Genomic DNA, 18,267 nt, shown 5'->3' with positions numbered 1-18,267 from the left:
GCAAAGACCTTTTGGTTACTTTTGGCTGGGCCGGCATTCCGGGCGTTTGCCAAAAGTGACCCGCTGTAAGAGCGGAACCATAAGCCGCCGTTACCTAAATAACGGATATGTACTCAACCCCAACCCCTAGCGAAACCGCGCGATCACCGCCTCCACCACCGGGTTCGGCCGCTGGGTATTCCAGGCGACGGCCGTGGTCACCACATTGAGCTTCTGGCTCAACGCCCGAAACACCACATTGGCCGGCGCCAGCTTCTTCAACGACGCCGGCACCAACGCAATGCCCTGCCCATAGCAGACAAACGCGATCTGCGAAGCCACCGACCGCACCTCATGCAGCACCCGAGGCGAAAACCCGCTGGCACGACAGGTAGCGATCAAATTGTCGAAATACACCGGACTGACGTTGCGCGAAAACATCACCAACGGCTCATTCGCCAGGCTCGACAAACTGATCCGCGTACGACTCGCCAACGGATGATCCACCGGAAGCGCCACCACCAGCCGGTCCTCCGTCAGCGGCAATGACTGCACCGAAGCCCCAAGGTCACCATCCAGCCGGGCAAACGCCAGGTCGATATCCCCGGCCTCCAGCGCCGGCAACGCCTCGACGCTGTCGATTTCCCGCACCGACACCGTGAGCTGCGGGTAATCAAGCTTCAGTTGCTCGATCAACCCCGGCAGCACATCAAACATCGCCGTGGAGATCGCGCCGATGGTCAACATCCCCGACTGTCCCGCCACCGCTTCTTCCACGGCGAGTTCCAGGCGCTCCAGCTGCTCGGCGAACTTGCGCACCGCCGGCAGGATCGCCGCGCCCACCGGAGTCAGCTTGGCCCCCCGTCGGGAGCGGTCGAACAGCTTGACCTTGAGCGCCTGCTCCAGCACCTGGATCTGCTCGCTCAGCGGTGGCTGGGACATGCCGAGGCGCTTGGCCGCACGGCCAAAGTTCTGCTCTTCAGCCACGGCCAGGAACAACCAGAGGTGACGAATCAGGCGAAAGTTGATCATGGTCTTATCCATAGGTTAAGCGTATGCAAGGCTTCTGTACTTCGTAATATACCTATCATAGGCACTGCCTGACACTGGCCGCCTCCGTCACCCGAGGCTTGCCCATGACCCCTGACCGTTTGCTCGACCGCCTGGCCGCACTGGACACCAACACCGTGTCCGACGCCCTCGACTTCCTCGGCCTGCCCGGCGCCACCGTGGGCGTGCGCCCGTTGTGGAAGTGCCCGAAGATCGTTGGCCGCGCCAGTACCGTACTGCTCGGCCCCAAGTCCGACATCGCCCCGACCGTGCACTTGATCACCCCGGTGATCGAACAGGTCGCGACAGACGACCGGGTGCTGGTGATTGCCGGCGGTATCGAGGGCATTTCCTGCTGGGGCGACATCATCGCCAACGCGGCGTTGCGCAAACACATACGCGGTACGGTGATTGATGGTTTCAGCCGCGATATCGACGGCAGCGAAGCCATCAGCTATCCGGTGTACGGACGCGGCGTGACCATGATCAGTGCGCGCAACCGCGTGGTGCAGCTCGACGCCGGCGTGACCCTCAGCGTTGCTGGCGTAAGCGTCAGCGAGGACGACTACGTGATTGCCGATACCTGCGGCACGGTATTCGTGGCCCAGGCGGTGATCGAAAAGGTCCTGGACCTGGGCGAGCGCATTGCCCGCCGCCAGGACGGCATGGTGCAGGCCGTGCGCAGTGGGCGCTCTGTGGTCGAGGTGATGCACGACGCACAGTTTGAGGCGATCAGCCGATGAGTACCGATATCCAGCGGCTGAACCCGCGCCTGGCCAGCGCACAACCGTCTGCCACCTATCGCATCATGGACCGCGTCGCCGAACGCCGGGCGCAAGGCGCGCAGATTATCTCGCTGTGCGCCGGCGAACCGGATTTCGACACCCCGGCGCATATCCGCGAAGCCGCGATCCAGGCCATTGAAACCGGGCATACCCGCTACACCCAGGTGGCCGGTGCGCGGGCCCTGCGGGAGGCGGTGGCGGCGAAGTTCCGGCGCGAAAACGGCCTGGACGTGTCCTGGCAGGACACCCTCGTGTGCAACGGCGGCAAGCAGGTGATCTACAACGCCCTGGCAGCCACACTCAATGAAGGCGACGAGGTGATCGTGCCCGCGCCGTACTGGGTCAGTTACCCGGAGATGGTGCAACTGTGCGGCGGCGAAGCGCGCATCGTCACCTGTGATGCCGACAGCGGTTTCAAGCTGACACCCGAGGCCCTGGCCGCTGCAATGACCCCGCAGACGCGCTGGCTGATCCTCAACTCACCGTCCAACCCCACCGGTGCGGTGTACAGCGAGGGCGAGCTACGGGCGCTGGCCGAAGTGCTGTTGGCCCACCCGCAGGTGCTGATCCTGGCGGACGACATCTACGAGCACCTGATCTTCGACGGCCAGGTGTTCCATACCCTGGCCCAGGTTGAACCCCGGCTGGCACCGCGTACATTGACCATGAACGGCGTGTCCAAGGCCTATGCCATGACCGGCTGGCGCATCGGTTTCGCCACCGGCCCACGCTGGCTGCTGGAGGCCATGGAAAAACTCCAGGGCCAGCAGACCTCCGGCGCCTGTTCGATCTCGCAACAGGCGGCCCTCGCTGCACTGGAAGGCCCCAGGGATTTCATCCGCGACAGCCGCCGGGTGTTCCAGGCGCGCCGGGACTTGATGGTCCAGTTGCTGAGCGACACGCCAGGCCTGACGTGCATCAGCCCCGCCGGCGCGTTCTACGCGTTCGCCTCATGCGCCGTGCTGATCGGGCGCACCTCGGCGGGCGGGCGGCTGCTGCGCAGCGATGAAGACGTGGCCCTGGCGCTGCTGGATGAGGCCAATGTAGCCGTGGTGCATGGCAGCGCCTTTGGCCTGGGGCCGTACATCCGCATCGCCTATGCCCTGGATGACAAGTCGTTGCGCCAGGCGTGCGAGGCAATCCGCGGCTTCTGCAGCAGCTTGCTGGCAGAAGAATAAAAGTGATGAGTTCACATAGATAAATATCGCTAATGGTGGCGTGCGCCCCTTCTTAAGATTAAGGCCGAACAGGACAACACTCACAACAACAAGGTCCGCCCCCATGTCTATGCCTGAAGTCATAAAACCCGCTGTGCGCAGCCAATACCGCTGGGTGGTTGCTGCGCTGATTTTCCTGATCTACACCGTGGCCGCCGCCGACCGGGCCAACCTCGGCGTGGCGCTGCCGTTCATTCGCCAGGAATTTGCAATGAGCAACGCCCAGGCCGGTGGCCTGGTCAGCCTGTTCCTGCTGGCTTACGCCCTGGCACAACTGCCGTCGGGCTTTGCCTTCGGCCGCTTTGGCGTCAGCCGGATCCTGCCGGGGGCCATGGTGCTGACCTCCCTGTTGACCGGGCTGGTGGGCACCGCCAGCTCACTGCTGGCGCTGAAACTCTATCGCCTGGGCCTGGGTATCGCCGAAGGCCCGCTGCCCATCAGCATGACCACCACCATCAATAACTGGTTTCCGGCACGGGAAAAAGGCACCGCGTCGGGGATCTTTCTGTCGGCCGTGAAGTTCGGACCGGTGATCGTGCCGCCGCTGTGTGCCGTGATCATTTCGGTATGGGGCTGGCGCGAAATTTTCTACTTCTTTGCGATCCCGGGCATCGTGCTGGCGGTGGTCTGGTACTTCCTGGTCACCGACCATCCGTCCCGCAGCCGCTTCGTCAACCAGGCCGAACTTCAATACATCGTCGAAGACACCGCAATCGCCCAGACCGCCCGTGTGCACAAGACGCCGGCGTGGGTGAAAAAGCTCGACCGGGTGATCCGCACCCGCGATGAAAAGCCCCTGGAAACCAACCGTCAGGTTTTCACCTCATGGAATATCTGGGGGTGCGCCACCAGCTACTGCTTCCAGCTCGGTGTCTCCAGCGTGCTGCTGGCGTGGATTCCCACCTACCTGATGACCGTCAAGCAGTTTTCGATCATGAACATGGGCCTGGTCTCGGCAGCGCCCTGGGTGGGCGCGGTGCTGGGCAACCTGCTGGGAGGTTTCTGCTCGGACCGCCTGATGGGCGGGCGCCGCAAGCCGGGCATGTTGCTGTCGGCGGTCGGCACCTCGCTGATGATGTACCTGCTGATCAACTCACCGGCCGAGCCCCTGCCCTACGGCTTGCTGCTGATGCTGACCGGCGTGGTGCTGAGCCTCGGCTTCTCGTCCTACATGGTCTACCCGATGGGCCTGACCACCAAGAAGACCTTCCCGATCTCCAACGCCATCGTGAACATGATCGGCCAGTTGGGCGCCGCCGCCACGCCCTTCATCACCGGCCTGCTGCTGGACAACTACGGCTGGAACTACGTGTTCGCCTGGCTGGCGATCGGCTCGTTCATCAGCTTCATCATTTTGCTGACCATTGCCGAGCCCCGCCCGGCCTCCAGCCACGCGACCTGATTTGTCACCACCACGAGGAGTTACCCATGTCACCCCAAGACCAAGAATTGGTTGCCCTGTTTGCAGGCCTGGACACCCCGGGCGTGTCCGACGCCCTGGACAAACTCGGCCTGCCCGGCCAATGCCTGGGAATCATGCCCCTGGACAACTATCGCCAGGTGGTGGTCGGCCCGGCCTTCACCGTGCGCTACGTCAGCGCCAGCATCCCGCCGGGCACCGTAGGCGACTTTATCGATGACGTGGCCGAAGGCGATGTGGTGGTGATCGACAACGACGGACGCACCGACTGCACGGTGTGGGGCGACATCATGACCCAGTACGCCGGCAGCCAGCGGATCGCCGCGACGGTGATCGATGGCGTGTGCCGCGACGTGAGCAAGGCCCTGGGCGACGGCTACCCGCTGTTCACCAAGGGCCGGTTCATGCGCACGGGCAAGGACCGGGTTGAAGTGGAAGCGGTAAACCAGCCGGTGTCCATCGGCCAGGCCCGGGTGTGCGCCCGGGACATCGTGGTCGCCGACGCCAATGGCGTGGTGATCGTGCCGCGCGAGCGGGCCCATGAAGTGGCAGCCTGTGCACGCTCGATTGAAGCGGTGGAAGCGCGTATCCGGGCGCTGCTCGATGAAGGCAAATCCCTGCGTGAAGCCCGCGCAGCGCTGGGTTATCACACCCTGCAACGCAAGGGCTGAAAGGTCCTTCAGTTCGCCGGTCGCAACAGCTGCATCTGCTGGCGATAGTCATCCGTCACCTGCCGCGCCTGACCGCTGCTGGTGATCACCCTCGGCGTGATCAGCACGATCAACTCGGTGCGATCCCTGGACTTGCTGGTGTTGCCAAACAACCAGCGCAGCCCTGGGATTTTCCCCAGGTACGGCACCGCACTGACGCTCTCGGCGTTGTCCTGCTTGATCAACCCGCCGAGCAACACGGTCTGGCCGCTTTGCACCGCCACCTGGGTCGACACCGAGCGCGTGGAGATACGCGGGTTGTTGGGTGTGTCGCTGCTGTTGGTGGTTTGGTTCTCGGCGTCGCTGACCTGTTGCTGGATGTCCATGTACACCAGGCCGCCCGGGTTGATGCGCGGCACCACGTCGAGGATCACCCCGGTCTGCACGTATTCGACGCTGCTCAAGGTGCTGTCGGCGTTGCCGGTGTTGACCGTGGTCTGGCTGATGGGGATGTTGTCCCCCACCTGGATCTGCGCCGGCTGGTTGTTCATCACCACCAGCGACGGCGCCGACAGCACCTGGGTGCGGCCGTTGGTTTCCAGGGCGTGCAAGGCCACTTGCAGGTTGGAGCTGACGAAGGAATAGAACAGCGAATCCGCGCCCAATCCCGCACCGCCGCCACCCAGGGCGCCCTGGCTGCCAGGGGTATTGGCTACCGTGGTGCTGGTGGAGTTGCCCGCCAGGCGGCCCAGGTACCATTGCACCCCGAGGTCCAGTTCGCCGGTGAGTTTGACTTCGAGGATGCGCGTCTCGATCTGCACTTGCAGCGGCGGGTTGTCGAGGCGCTTGATCGCCGATTCGATCTCCTTCCACTGCACCGGTCGGGTGCGTACCAGCAACTGGTTACTGCTTTTTTGCGCGGTGATCCGGGTACCGGCGTCGAGGCTTTTGGCAGCGCCCGACTCTGCATTTTCACCGTCTTCGCTGGCGGCCGGGGCCTGGTCCTCATCGTCACTGACGGGCGGGCTATTGCTGCTGTTGTTCAAGCCACCCGAGGTGCCGCCGCTGGTGTTGAGTGACGACAAGGTCGCCGTGCGCAGCCCCGGTGCCACCTTGGCCGGCGTATCGTCCTTGATCGCGCCGGTGCCGTAGATCTGCCGCAGGTATTTGGCGAGGTCCGTGGCCTTCATGTTGCGCACGTCGTAGACGTACATCTGCGGCTCGTTGCCGCCACCTTCGTCGATGGTGTGAATCCAGTCGCCGACTTCGCTGAGGTACTGCGGCTGGGACGAGATCGCCACCACCGAATTGGTCCGCTCGATGGGCAGGAAGCGCACCATGCCCGCCAGGGGCATGCCGCTGTCGGGGCCAAACATTTTTTGCAGCTCGGGCATCAACTCGGCCACCGAGGCCCGTTGCAAACCGAACACCCCCACCGACATCCCCTTGAGCCAATCGACGTCGAAGGTGTCGATGGTGTCCTGATAGTTGGCCAACTCATCCGGCGTACCGGCCAGGCTCAGCACGTTGCGTGCCGGGTCCACCAGCAGGAATGCGTTTTCCCGGGCGAACGGCTTGAGCAGTTTCTGCATTTCCGTAGCCGAGATATAGCGCAGCGGAAACAGCCGTGCCGAGAGCCCGCTGGAGGGTTGCGACACGCTCATTTCCGGCACCAGCTTGCCCGCCACCGCCTGGTTGGCGGGCAGGATCACGTAGCGCTGGCCCTGGCGGATCATCGCGTTATCGGTCCAGGACAATAGGGTCTCGAGGATCGACAGCGCCTGTTTCTTGTTCACCGGCTTTGAGGTGGAAAAGCTTACGTTGCCTTTCACGCCCTGGGCGATGCTGTAGTTCTCGTGCAACAGGTCGCCCATGACGCTGTTGATCACCGCTTCAATCGGCTGGTCGGCGAAGTTGAACACGATGTCGCCACTGGCTTCATCCTTGACCGCCGGCGCCGGTGCGGGCTGGCGCACGAACTGCTGGTTACCGCGAATCAACTGGCGCTGGGGCGGCGTGGGCACCTGGGGTTGGCGACTGTCGGCAGCAGGCGACTCGCTGGCCGGGTCCACGGGCGGCCGTTGCGAACCGGTGCCCTGCATCGCCTCGTGAAGCAAGGCATCGTCCGGGTCGAGGTGATCGGGGAATGACCCACAGCCGCCCAAGGCGACGGCGGTGGCCAGGCAAAACACGCTGGTGCGCAAGGCGCTAGGGGAAGTATCGATCAAGGGGCGGGCTCGTGAGGAAGGGAAATCGGTGGTGTGGTGGACGGCGGCGGCAAACGCGGAACGCTGAGGCTCAGGGTTTGCGTGCGGCCATCCAGCACAAAACGGGCGTGCAGCGGTGTCAGGTGTTCCAGGCGCCAGCCGTTGGGCAGAGTCTGGCCTTGGTGGACCTTGAGCGGCGGGCCCTCGTCACGCTTGAGCAGCGCGACGCGCAGGTCGCCGTCGAGCAGCACGCCGGTCAGCTTCAGGCTCGACAGGCTGGAAATCTCGGCCTGACCCACGGCGGCATCGGGGCTGCGGTCGGGGCTGAACAGCGGCGCCTGCCAGGTGCCGGCGAGGCTTTCCAGGGTCGCACTCGGGGCCACGTGAACCTTGGCCGAAGCATTGGCGCGCACGGCGGAGGCAGGCTCATCCAACCACTGCGGCGCGTCGCCGATGCTGCTCAAGATGCCCACCATCAGCAGGCCCAGCAGCCCGGCCACACCGAGCAATCCCCACTCGAGGGGGCGCAATGAATTGATCATCGGCGGGCCTGCGTGGCGGCTGCCGGTTGCAGATAACCGCGCACCAACAGGTGCACCACCAGCTTTCCGGCACCGCCGCTGGCGGGGGCATTCGGCCCGCGACGGACGCTCATTTCATCCACGAACAGGAACGGTCGCTGGTACTCCAGCTCATGCAGGATCGCGGTCAAGGGTTCGATGGCGCAGTTGAGGGTCAGGCTGACTTTGACCTGGCGATAGGGTTCGGTGTCGTCCTGCTCCGGAGTGATGGGCATGCGCTGGGTCAGGCTGCAGCCGCCGCCGAGGCCGGCGCGGCTGTTGATCAGGTCGGCGATGCGCTGCATCAGGTCCGCCGCCACGGCGCTGGGGTCATCCCCCGGCAACAGGCTGGTGCTGCTGGCCGGGTCCTGGCGGGCTTGCTCCAGTTGCTCACGCAAGGCGGCGCCCTGGTGCAGCAGGCCCGCATAGCGTTGCTGTTGTTCGCGCAGCTGTTCGGCCTGCTCGCCCATGGCACGCAATGGCCCGGCGAACCAGCTGTCGATCAGCAGCCAGTAACCGCCGCCCAGCACCAGCGCCAGGACCAGCAAGGCGGCGCCGCGACGCTCACGGGGTGTCAGTGGTCGGCGCATCGGCGGCCTCCTGGTGCAAGTGGGCGCGCAGGGAAAACTGATCCTTGCCGGTTTGCGCATCGGGTTGGATCACCCCTTCGAACTGGGGGTTTTCCAGGCTGTGGCACGCCTTGATCCGAGTGATCAGGGCACTCGCCTTGGCGCTTTGCCCGGAGAAGGACACGTCGGCGCCGTTGTTGACGTCCAACTGGTCGAGCCAGGTATCGGCGGGCAGGCAGGCGGTCAGTTCGTTGAGCAGCGCCGCCAATGGCGGTTGTGCCGACTTGCGGCGAATCAGGTATTGCGCGGCGCCACGGGTGTTAAGCAGTTGCTGGCGCAGGCTCTGGACCTCGGCGACCTGGGCTTTCTGCTGTTGCACCTGCGCCTGCATGACGTCGAGCACCCGCTGGCGGTCGTTGAGCCACAGCAGCATCGCGGCAACCAGCAAGGCGCCGCACAGCCAGGGCAGGCTGCGTTGCAAGCCCTTCCCGGCCGGCCGCTGGCGTGGGCGCAACGGCGCCGGCAGCAGGTCGATGCCCATTGGCCCGTCCACATCCACCGCATGGGGCTGCAAGCCGAGAGCAGCGCAGTCCAACAGGATTTGATCCAGGCGCTCCCGCAGGATGGCCACCAGGGTCACTTGCACATGCGTGGCGGTGCGCCGTTCCTGGCGGGCCACGAAGTACAACTGTTCAGCCTCGAACGGGGTAAAGCGGTCCAGCTCATAACCCACCACGGTTGACAGGTTGCGCGCGGCCGCCAGGGGCAGTTGCAGGGTTTGCAGTAACACCGCCGAGGGCGCGAGCACCAGCACCTGGCGCACCTCGTCGGCAGGTTTTGCCACCGGCCCGGTCAACGGCCAGTGGTAGCGGTGCTCGGGGATGTCACGGACCGACAGCCACGCCGGCAGGCAGCCACGCAGCTCCTTGAGCCACAGGCGCCAGCCCACTTGCAGCAAGCTGCCGCGCCAGCGCCGGGTGAGCGGTTCGGCCAGCTGTTGAAGGCGCGCCACTGGCGCCGAAAGGTATGGATTCATTCTTGCCAACGCAGCACCCGATAAGGTTGTGCGCTTCCCTCCGATGGGCTCAATAAAACCATGGTTCGTAACCGGGCGTGGTAACCGCCGGGGCGTTGTGCGCGGCTGTCGATCACCAGCACGTCACCGGGGTCGGCCCCTACCGCGCTCTGCCGGGGCAGGTTCAGCGCCTGGCGCATCAAGGGGCTGGCGAAGGCGGGATCGGGCCGGTCCAGGCCACTCCACAAACTGATTTCCGGGGCCAGCCGGCTGTACAGCGCCTGGGTCATGCCGGGCAATTGCCGCACTTCCTCCACCACGCGGAACGGCGCCAGGCCTGCGTTGCGCCGCATTTCCAGGTCCCCGGCGAGCCGGCTGGCCTGGGCCTGGGTGGCACCGCAGGCCAGGGCCAGGCGGGCAAAGTCAGCGGCCTCGGCGCTGTTCAAATACAGCTTGCCGCGCTCGCTGTGCAGGCTCACGTGAAGCTGTGCGTCATCAAATACCAGCGGCATTTCACGGCCGTCGGCGATCCATTGCTTGCGTTGCAGCGGGTCGGCCAGGGCCTGCATGGCCAACGCCACGCCCGCCTCCGCCGCCAGCAGCGCCTGGGTATGCTGGCGATGCCACAGGGCCTGGCGGCTTTCCAGTTGTACCCAACCGGCCAGGCCGCCCAGCAGCAAGCTGAGCAACGCCAGTACCCACAGCACCAGCAGCAATGCAACGCCGCGCTGACGCTTCATTCGCCTGATGCTCCGCTAGAGAGGTTCAGCCGCAGGGCAACCACTTGGGTGACCCACGGCACCGGTCCGTTGACCTGTGCTGCAATGCGTACCGCATAAGGCAGGCGTTTGGTCCACGGCCAGTCACTGATCCAACCGGTGGCCTGGCCCTTGGGCGACAGGCCGCGATAGCTGAATTGCAGATCCTCGACGTTCTTCAGCAACACCTGCGGTTCGCTGCGGGTGGCCGGCACGCTCACTTGGGCATTGGACTCAAACCGTGCGAACGCCACCTGCAACTCGCGCTCGGTCAACTGCAAGGTGAAACGCTGGATACCGCCGCCGAGCACGCCCGGCAAGGTCGCGACGTATTGCAGGCGCTGGGGGGCGCCGACAAAAAAGCCGTTGGTCTGGCTGTCGTCCTCGGTCACGTCCAGGGGCAGCGCCTCGCTGATGGACGTGCGCAGGAACTGTTGCGCGGCGCGACTTTCATCCAGGCTGACGGTGTAGCGCTGCGCCTTGAGTACTGCACGGTTGGCTCCCAGGAGCGCGCCGCCCACCAGGGCCAACAACACGCCCAGCAAGCTGAGCACGATCATGATTTCGAGCAACGTGAAGCCCCGCTGCTGCTTCACTGGAGGCTCCCGTCGCGGCTGGCGCGCAGTTTCAAGGTACTGAAATTTGCGCGGCGCGGACCTTCGCTGACGCTGAGATCAAGGCGAAACAAATGTGGCTGACCGATGCGGGTGGGCTGCTGGGCGACGCGCAGTTGCCAGGCAATGCCGTCCAGCTCGCCCTCGCGCACGCCACTGGCCAGGGGCCCCGACGCCTCCTGATCCATCACGCTCAAGGCGGTATGGGTCAGGCGGTCGCTGTGGGCCACCTGCAACAACGAGCGCGCGCTTTGGCCGAACGCGACCAGCAACACCGTGCTGCAGATCGCCATGAGGGTCAGCGCTGCGAGCATTTCCAGCAAGGTGAAACCCGACTGACGCTTCATGGCAATGCCCTGGACTGCACGCTGCCGGTCAGCCAGCCGACGTCGATGCGCCAGCGTCGCGTGCCATTGGCCAATAACAGGTTGCCGCCGGTAGAGCTGCCGTCGGGGTAAAACTCCACCGCAGCGCCTGCGTGTTCGGCGGTGTGCAGGGTCACTTGCAGATCGGCCGGCCAGTGCTTGATGGGTTGCCCCGGCGCCTGAAAGTTCAGCCGGGCCAAGTCGAAGACGGTCTTGGCCGACCTGCCGCTGACAATCGCCCGTGCCCGTGTGCTGCGCAGGGCATCCACCATCTGCCCGACCACCTGGCGCTCTTTCGCTACCCGCAGGCCTTGTTGCAGACCAAATCCCACCAACCCGGCCGCGATGCTGATCAACACGATCACCACCAGCATCTCCAGCAGGGTAAAGCCGCGTTGGAGGGCCGGCATTATTCCCAGTTGCCCAGGTCGGCGCTGTAGCCTTCGCCGCCGGGCTGGCCGTCCTGACCGTAGAAAATCAGGTCGAAGGCGCCATGTTCACCGGGGAAGCGATAGCCGAAGGCATGGCCGAACGGGTCCTTGAGGTCTGAGGGCTTGGCGTACGGCCCGGCCCAGCCGGCGGTGTTGCCGGGCTTGTCGACCAATTGCTGGAGGGTCTTGGGTGGCGAGCCGACGTCCAGGCCGTAGCTCTCGATCTTCATGCTCAGGCTGGCCAGTTGCGCCTTGCCCGCGCCGTATTTGCCCTTGTCGACGTTGCCGCCCACCTGGCGCACCACGATGGTCGCGACGATGCCCAGCAACACAATCACCGCGAGCATTTCCAGCAAGGTGAAACCGCCTTGGCGGCGGGCGGGTTTGAAACGGGTATGGCGCATCGGCTTGCTTCCTTGGGTCTTCATATATTGCTGGTGAGGCTCATCAGCGGCAGCATGATCGCGAGCATGATCACCGCCACCAGCACCGCCATGACCACCGTCAGGGACGGCACCAGGGCGGCGAGCAGGCGGTCGATGCCGCGCTTGGCTTCGACGTCGAACACGTCGGCGACCTTGAGCAGCATGCTGTCCAGTTCACCGGCCTGTTCGCCGACTTCAATCATTTGCAGGGCCAGGTCCGGCAGCAGCGGTTGGCTGCCAAATGCACTGGCCAGGGTGCCGCCGCCTTTCACCGACTCGGCGGCCTGGGCCACTTGTGCCTGCAAGGCGCGGTTGGTGCAGACCTGGCGCGCGATCACCAGCGCTTGCAGCAGCGCCACGCCGTTGCTCAGCAAGGTGCCGAGGGTGCGTGCCAGGCGTGCGGCTTCGACCCGCTGCAACAGCGGGCCGATAACGCGGATACCCAGCACGCGCCGGTCGTACTGCTCGCGGTGTCGTGGGTTGCGCAGGCGTGCCGCCAGGGCCCAGACCGTCACGATCAACCCGGCGAGTACCGCCAGGCCATAGGCGCCGAGGAACTGGCCAAGGCCCAGGATCACTTCGGTGATCAACGGAATCGGCACACCCAGGTCCTTGAAGATCGGCACGAACTGCGGCACCACGTAAGCCAGCAACAGCGCCAGGGAACCGAGCACGCCCACCACCAGGAAGGCGGGATAGATCAGCGCGTTGATCACCTCGCCTCTCAATAACTGGCTGCGTTCCAGGTAGTCACTGAGTTGGCGCAGGGTGTTCTCCAGCGCACCGCCCGCCTCACCGGCACGCACCATGCTCAGGTACAGCGGCGAAAATTGGCTGCCCTCCTCTTCCAGCGCTGCCGACAATGGCTTGCCGGCCTTGACGTGCTCGCGGATACGCTCGATCAGTGCCCGGGTCTGCGGCTGGCCGGGCTGCTTGAGCAGGATGCCCAGCGAGCGCTCCAGCGGTTGGCCCGCGCCCAGCAGGGTGGCCAGTTGCTGGGTAAAACTGACCAGCGCCGCGCCATTCAACTGGCCGCGCCCGAAGGCATTGCGCAGCCCTTGGGCACCGGCGGCATCGATGTGCAATAGCAGCAGGCCACGCTTGTGCAGCGCAGCGACGGCGGCGGCCTGGTCCTTCGCTTCGAGGGTGCCGTTCTGCGCGACGCCCTGGCTGTCCAGGGCGCGGTATTTGAACAGGCTCACGCGCCCTCTCCACGGGTGACGCGCAACACTTCTTCAAGGGACGTGACACCGGCCACCGCCTGGCGCAGGCCTTCTTCATGCAGGGTGCGCAAGCCACCACGGCGGGCGGCCTGTTCGAGGGTCGCGGCGTCGGCCTGGCGCATCAACAAGCTGCGCAGTTCGTCATTCATCACCAGCAATTCGGTGATTGCACTGCGGCCGTGGTAACCGCCGCCGGCGGCGTTGGCGCGAGGCCGGTAAAGCAGGATCGGGCGCTGCTCGGTGAAGCGGTCGAGGCCGTGTTCCTCGATCAGCTCCGGCGGGGCTTCGAACGCCTCACGGGTCGCCGGGTCGAGGCGGCGCACCAGGCGCTGCGCGAGGATGCCATTGACGGTCGAGGCGATCAGGTAGCTCTCCACCCCCATGTCCAGCAGGCGCGTGATACTTGCTGCGGCACTGTTGGTATGCAGGGTCGAGAGCACCAGGTGGCCGGTCAGGGAAGACTGGATGGCGATGCGGCAGGTTTCGAGGTCGCGGATTTCACCGATCATGATCACGTCCGGGTCCTGGCGCACGATGGAGCGCAGCGCGCCGGCGAAGTCCAGCCCAATGGCGGGTTTGACCTGGATCTGGTTGATGCCTTCCAGCTGGTATTCCACCGGGTCTTCGACAGTGATGATCTTGCGCTCGGCGGTATTGAGCCGCGACAACGCGGTATAGAGCGTGGTGGTTTTACCCGAGCCGGTGGGCCCGGTGACCAGCAGGATGCCGTGGGGTCGCTCGAGCACTTCAAGGAAGGTTTCCAGACGCTGGCCGTCAAAGCCCAGGCTCTGGAAATCGAACTGCACGGTCTGGCGGTCCAGCAGGCGCATCACCACCGACTCACCAAAACTGGTGGGCACCGTGGATACCCGCAAATCCAGCTCCTTGCCCTGGATGCGCAACATGATCCGGCCGTCCTGCGGCAGGCGGCGCTCGGCGATGTCGAGGCGCGCCATGATCTTGACCCGGGAAATCACCGCCGCCGAGGAACTCGCCGGCGGCGCTTCCGCTTCATGCAGCACACCGTCGATGCGGTAGCGCACCTTGAGCTGGTTTTCGAAGGGTTCGATATGGATGTCCGAGGCGCGGTGCTCCACGGCCCGTTGCAGGATCAGGTTGACCAGGCGAATCACCGGGGCTTCGGAGGCCATGTCCTTGAGGTGTTCGATGTCTTCCAGGGCGCCGCCCTGTTCATCGAGGTTTTCGATCAGGGTGCCCATGGCGGAACGGCCCTGGCCGTAGTAACGCTCGATCAGGGTTTCGACTTCGTTGCGCGGCCCGACCGCCAGCCACACCGGCACGCCGCACGCGTACGCCAGGGCCTGGAACGGATACAGCAGCGCCGGGTTGGCCGCCAACACCCGCACACCACCGTGGCTCCAGCCCACCGGCACCACCTGGTAATGGCGCATGAAGCGTTCGGTCAGCGCCGGCAGCGGGTCGAGCACGGGCGGTGCGGCGTCCGCCAGCAGCAACGGCGCGCCGAGCAAATCGGCCCAGGCCCGCGCCAGTTCCACTTCGGAAACCAGCCCCAGGCGCGTCAGCAGGCCGAGCAGTTCGGGGTCGTCGGATTCCTGAGATAACCGTCGAGCACGTTCCAGGTCGACGGTTTTCAGACCGGCTTTTCGCATCAGCCACGCGCACACTTGTTCGGCATCCGGAATCTGCATTCGGCATGCATCGATGGGCATTGACGGTATCGGTTGAGACATCTGCACCATTCTGAACAACTAGTTGAAGAGGCTGTTTCCAAGGGTGCAGAAACAACAACTAGTCCCAGCGGCGCCTTGAACAAGATCAAGACCCTGCACACAAGCGATGTGCAGGACAGCCGTGGCAAATCATGGCCTTTTAGAACTACTGACCAAGGCCATTAGTTCGCCACAATTCATAAAATCTTGTTAAACACATCGACTAACATATTGATGCTTAGTTCACGATTGCAAATAGCCAGCCCACTGCAACAGTACTAATCATTGAACTTCTCGTCGTTTAATTTTGAACTGCACAAGAGTGCCACTTCCCTGTGGCGCGATTGCCGCTAGAAGTCGACGGTCGCCGACAGTAAATACGTGCGCGGCGTCGACAAGGTCAACCCCGGCTCGCTGTCATCCGAGGCACCGGCCGAACTCCAGTAGCGCCGGTTGGCCACGTTCTCGACATTGGCCCGCAGGGTGATGTGCTTGTCGTCGACCTTGAAGGCGTAGCGTGCGCCGACATCAAGCCGCGTCCAGGCGTCGATTTCCTTGACGTTGGACTGGTCCAGGTACTGCGAGCTGGAATAGATCCCGCGGCTGGTCAGGGTCAGGCCTTCAACAGTCGGCACGTCCCACTCCGCGCCCAGGTTGACGTTGTACTTGGGCGTGGCCGGCGCGCGGTTGCCGTCGTAGGTGCCGTTGGTGGTGTGGGTCAGTTCGCTGTCGATGTACATCACCCCGCCCAGCAGGCGGAAACCCTTGAGCGGCTCGCCGAACACGCTGAGTTCCACACCATCGTTCTGGCGCTTGCCATTGGGGCCGAAGACCAGCGTGGTGGCGTTGGTCTCGTAGGCCGGCTGCTTGATCCTGAATACAGCGGCCGTCACCGCGAACGCACCGGCGTCGTACTTGGCGCCGACTTCGACCTGACGGCTGATGAACGGTGGGAAGATTTCGTCATCGTTGACCGACGCCGACGGCGCGACCTTGCCCTGGCTCAGGCCTTCCATGTAGTTGGCGTACAACGAAAGCTTGTCGGTGGCCTTGAACAGGATGCCGCCGGACGGTGAAATTTTTTCCTCGTCGTAGGCGGTGTCGCCTTTGACGTCATCGGTCCAGTCGTCGACCTTGACCCGCTGCCAGCGCGCACCGAGGGTCAGCAGCAACCGGTCATCGAAAAAACCCAGGGTGTCGGACAACGCCACACCGCTGAAACGGTTTTCGGTGTAGACCTTCGAGTCAAATCGCGTTGGCCGGCCAGGCGCCGGGGTTTCCACAGGGTTGTAGATATTGCTCGAACCCTGCGCATATCGCGCGCCGCCGTTTTCGAAGTCCATGTAGAAGTAGCTGGCCGCCAGGTTGACCTCATGGCTCACCGGGCCGGTATGGAACCAGTTGCGCACGCCCGCCGTGGCGGTGCGCACGTTTTCATCGCGGGTGAAGTCGCGGGGCTGCACGCTGAAATCACCGGCGTTGTTGGCCACCGACACTGCATGGCGCAGGAAGTCATGGTTGCTTTTGCGCGCACCGACGCCGCCGTAGAGCATTAGGTTGTCGCTGAGATCAAACTCGCCGTTGACCGTGCCGAAGGTGTCGTTGGTGCTTGCCTTGCTCCAGGGCTGCGCGTAGTTGTGGCGTACGTCGTTGGCACTCGGCACCCTGGCGTCGGGCCCGACTTGCACACGTTCCTGGGGGGCGTCGGTGTCGCGCTCGGTACGACCGATGTCGGTGGAGAGTCGCAGGCGTTCACCGCGAAAATCCAGGCCCAGCACGGCCATTTCGCGGTCGACACTCTGGTGATCCCAGGCGGTGTCGCCGGACTGTTTCACGCCGTTGAAACGCAGGCCGAACTGGTTGTCTTCACCAAAACGCCGGCCGATATCCACGGCTCCGCCCGCCTGGCTGTCGGAGGCCCAACTGCCGGTGAGCGAGGTGATGGGTGTGTCGGTGGCACGCTTGGGCACCACGTTGATCCCGCCGCCCACGCTGCCCCGTGGCGAGATGCCGTTGATCAACTGGCTGGGGCCTTTGATGATGTCGACGCGCTCGGCCATTTCCATGTCGATGGTGTAGGTCGGCAATACGCCATAGAGGCCGTTGTAGGCGACATCACTGTTGAACAGGCTGAAGCCGCGAATGGTGAATTGCTCATAGCGCCCGCCGGCCGGGTTGGTGGCGCGCACCGAGGGGTCGCTGGCAATCAGGTCGCCAAGGGTACGCGCCTGTTGGTTCTTGACCGCCGCGCTGGTGTAGGTGGTCATGCTGAACGGAGTATCCATGAAGTCCTTCGAGCCCAGCAGGCCCTGGGAGCCACGGCGCGCCACCTGGCCACCGGCGAAAGACTCGCTGTCGCCATCGCCGGTGGTGCCGAGAATCGAGGTGGGCGCCAGTTGCAGGCTGCCGCCTTCGGGAATCGGGGTCAGCCTATAGGCCTGCTCGCCCATGGGCTGCAGTTGCAGGCCGGAGCCCTGGAGCAGGCGCGCGAAACCTTCTTCGACGCCGTATTCGCCGGACAACCCGCTGCTGTTGCGGCCGCTGACCAGCGCCGGGTCCACCGAGAGGTTGACCCCGGCCAGCCCGGCGAAACGGGTCAGCGCGGCGCTCAGGCTGCCGGCCGGCACCTGGTAGCTGCGCCGGGACGCACCGTCTTCGGCATAGCTGATGGGAACGAACAACGGGCTGGCACTCAGGCTCAGCATGAGGCTGAGGTTCAGCAACGGGCGTATTGCGGGCATTGGAAGAAGCTCTCGATTTTGTTCACTTACCTGGAATGACCAGTCACGTGAAAAAAAGGGACAGGCTTCAGCCACTATTTTTTGATTATTACGGTTTGATGCCTTTGAGCTTCTGGAGCAGCTCCATCAATTGCTCCAGGGATTCCTCGCCGAACTGCTCCTGAATCTTCAGGTAATTGCTTTCCATCCCGGCGCTCATGTCGACGAAACACTGCTGTCCCTGTTCGGTCAGGGCGACGAACACCCGGCGCTGGTCTTCGGCGGATTTGCGCCGGCGCACGATGCCGTCACGCTCCAGCCGCCCCAGTACGCCGGTCATGCTCGGCTTGAGGATGCAGGCGAGGTGCGCCAGTTGGTGGCTTTCGAGTTCGCCTTGCTGGCGCAGGATGCGGATCACCCGCCACTGCTGTTCGGTCAGGTCATGTTCATTGAGCAACGGCCGGAAGAACGCCATGGTCGCTTCGCGGGCCTGGAGCAAGGTGAGCGTAAGGGACGGTCTGGGGGTGGGCATGGTTCACGCGCAATAGAGGTCGAAGCGACGAAGCTTAGAGTCGGTGTCCCGGGTGC

At 64.3% G+C, this 18,267-nt stretch carries 18 protein-coding genes; 4 read left to right on the top strand and 14 right to left on the bottom strand.

The genetic code is table 11. The features are described from left to right. Positions 1-126: 126 nt before the first annotated feature. Entirely contained in the window at positions 127-1,011 is an 885-nt protein-coding gene (locus ACIOMR_RS27900) for a LysR family transcriptional regulator (protein ID WP_401197581.1), read from the bottom strand. A gap of 104 nt (positions 1,012-1,115) precedes the next feature. Here ACIOMR_RS27900 and ACIOMR_RS27895 point away from each other — a divergent pair, with 104 nt between their 5' ends. The 4 genes from ACIOMR_RS27895 (at position 1,116) to ACIOMR_RS27880 (ending at position 5,122) form a co-directional block, all read left to right on the top strand. Next, on the top strand, positions 1,116-1,772 hold the full coding sequence (locus ACIOMR_RS27895) for an RraA family protein (RefSeq protein WP_401197579.1): 657 nt from the start codon (positions 1,116-1,118) through the stop codon (positions 1,770-1,772). After that, positions 1,769-2,992 (top strand): pyridoxal phosphate-dependent aminotransferase, encoded by a 1,224-nt coding sequence (locus ACIOMR_RS27890; protein WP_401197576.1) that lies wholly within the window; start codon positions 1,769-1,771, stop codon positions 2,990-2,992. The genes ACIOMR_RS27895 and ACIOMR_RS27890 overlap by 4 nt, the downstream gene beginning before the upstream one ends. A 103-nt stretch (positions 2,993-3,095) precedes the next feature. After that, positions 3,096-4,433, top strand: coding sequence for an MFS transporter (locus tag ACIOMR_RS27885; protein WP_256344463.1), 1,338 nt, complete (start codon positions 3,096-3,098; stop codon positions 4,431-4,433). Between the two features lie 26 nt (positions 4,434-4,459). Then, positions 4,460-5,122, top strand: coding sequence for an RraA family protein (locus tag ACIOMR_RS27880; RefSeq protein WP_401197573.1), 663 nt, complete (start codon positions 4,460-4,462; stop codon positions 5,120-5,122). Positions 5,123-5,130: 8 nt separating this feature from the next. On the opposite strand, the gene gspD is transcribed toward ACIOMR_RS27880, so the two are convergent. From gspD to hpaR, 13 genes are all read right to left on the bottom strand, one after another. After that, a complete protein-coding gene (gspD, locus tag ACIOMR_RS27875) occupies positions 5,131-7,329 on the bottom strand; it encodes a type II secretion system secretin GspD (protein ID WP_401197570.1) in 2,199 nt (732 codons plus the stop codon). After that, entirely contained in the window at positions 7,326-7,850 is a 525-nt protein-coding gene (locus tag ACIOMR_RS27870) for a general secretion pathway protein GspN (RefSeq protein WP_177022128.1), read from the bottom strand. The genes gspD and ACIOMR_RS27870 overlap by 4 nt, the downstream gene beginning before the upstream one ends. Next, positions 7,847-8,458, bottom strand: a complete 612-nt coding sequence (gene gspM, locus ACIOMR_RS27865; protein ID WP_023659000.1) for a type II secretion system protein GspM — start codon at positions 8,456-8,458, stop codon at positions 7,847-7,849. Before gspM ends, ACIOMR_RS27870 begins: the two co-directional genes overlap by 4 nt. Further along, positions 8,433-9,473 (bottom strand): PilN domain-containing protein, encoded by a 1,041-nt coding sequence (locus tag ACIOMR_RS27860; protein ID WP_177029014.1) that lies wholly within the window; start codon positions 9,471-9,473, stop codon positions 8,433-8,435. Before ACIOMR_RS27860 ends, gspM begins: the two co-directional genes overlap by 26 nt. Then, a complete protein-coding gene (locus ACIOMR_RS27855) occupies positions 9,470-10,192 on the bottom strand; it encodes a type II secretion system protein GspK (RefSeq protein WP_178966398.1) in 723 nt (240 codons plus the stop codon). Before ACIOMR_RS27855 ends, ACIOMR_RS27860 begins: the two co-directional genes overlap by 4 nt. Continuing rightward, positions 10,189-10,806, bottom strand: coding sequence for a prepilin-type N-terminal cleavage/methylation domain-containing protein (locus ACIOMR_RS27850; RefSeq protein WP_003209916.1), 618 nt, complete (start codon positions 10,804-10,806; stop codon positions 10,189-10,191). The genes ACIOMR_RS27855 and ACIOMR_RS27850 overlap by 4 nt, the downstream gene beginning before the upstream one ends. Further along, positions 10,803-11,171 carry a type II secretion system protein gene (locus tag ACIOMR_RS27845; protein WP_008437204.1) on the bottom strand — a complete coding sequence of 123 codons (369 nt, stop codon included), beginning with the start codon at positions 11,169-11,171 and terminating at the stop codon, positions 10,803-10,805. Before ACIOMR_RS27845 ends, ACIOMR_RS27850 begins: the two co-directional genes overlap by 4 nt. Then, on the bottom strand, positions 11,168-11,599 hold the full coding sequence (locus ACIOMR_RS27840; RefSeq protein ID WP_401197563.1) for a Tfp pilus assembly protein FimT/FimU: 432 nt from the start codon (positions 11,597-11,599) through the stop codon (positions 11,168-11,170). The genes ACIOMR_RS27845 and ACIOMR_RS27840 overlap by 4 nt, the downstream gene beginning before the upstream one ends. Beyond that, a complete protein-coding gene (gene gspG, locus ACIOMR_RS27835; RefSeq protein WP_003209911.1) occupies positions 11,599-12,024 on the bottom strand; it encodes a type II secretion system major pseudopilin GspG in 426 nt (141 codons plus the stop codon). The genes ACIOMR_RS27840 and gspG overlap by 1 nt, the downstream gene beginning before the upstream one ends. A 20-nt stretch (positions 12,025-12,044) precedes the next feature. Continuing rightward, positions 12,045-13,247 carry a type II secretion system inner membrane protein GspF gene (gene gspF / locus ACIOMR_RS27830; RefSeq protein ID WP_401197560.1) on the bottom strand — a complete coding sequence of 401 codons (1,203 nt, stop codon included), beginning with the start codon at positions 13,245-13,247 and terminating at the stop codon, positions 12,045-12,047. Beyond that, entirely contained in the window at positions 13,244-14,938 is a 1,695-nt protein-coding gene (gene gspE / locus ACIOMR_RS27825; protein ID WP_003209908.1) for a type II secretion system ATPase GspE, read from the bottom strand. Before gspE ends, gspF begins: the two co-directional genes overlap by 4 nt. A 371-nt stretch (positions 14,939-15,309) precedes the next feature. Further along, a complete protein-coding gene (locus tag ACIOMR_RS27820) occupies positions 15,310-17,700 on the bottom strand; it encodes a TonB-dependent siderophore receptor (RefSeq protein ID WP_401197558.1) in 2,391 nt (796 codons plus the stop codon). An 88-nt stretch (positions 17,701-17,788) separates the two neighbouring features. After that, positions 17,789-18,211, bottom strand: coding sequence for a homoprotocatechuate degradation operon regulator HpaR (gene hpaR / locus ACIOMR_RS27815; RefSeq protein WP_008437189.1), 423 nt, complete (start codon positions 18,209-18,211; stop codon positions 17,789-17,791). Positions 18,212-18,267: the final 56 nt, after the last annotated feature.

Source organism: Pseudomonas sp. NPDC087814, assembly GCF_044742865.1.
Classification (GTDB): Bacteria; Pseudomonadota; Gammaproteobacteria; order Pseudomonadales; family Pseudomonadaceae; genus Aquipseudomonas.
This window is presented reverse-complemented; position numbering and strand designations above follow the sequence as displayed.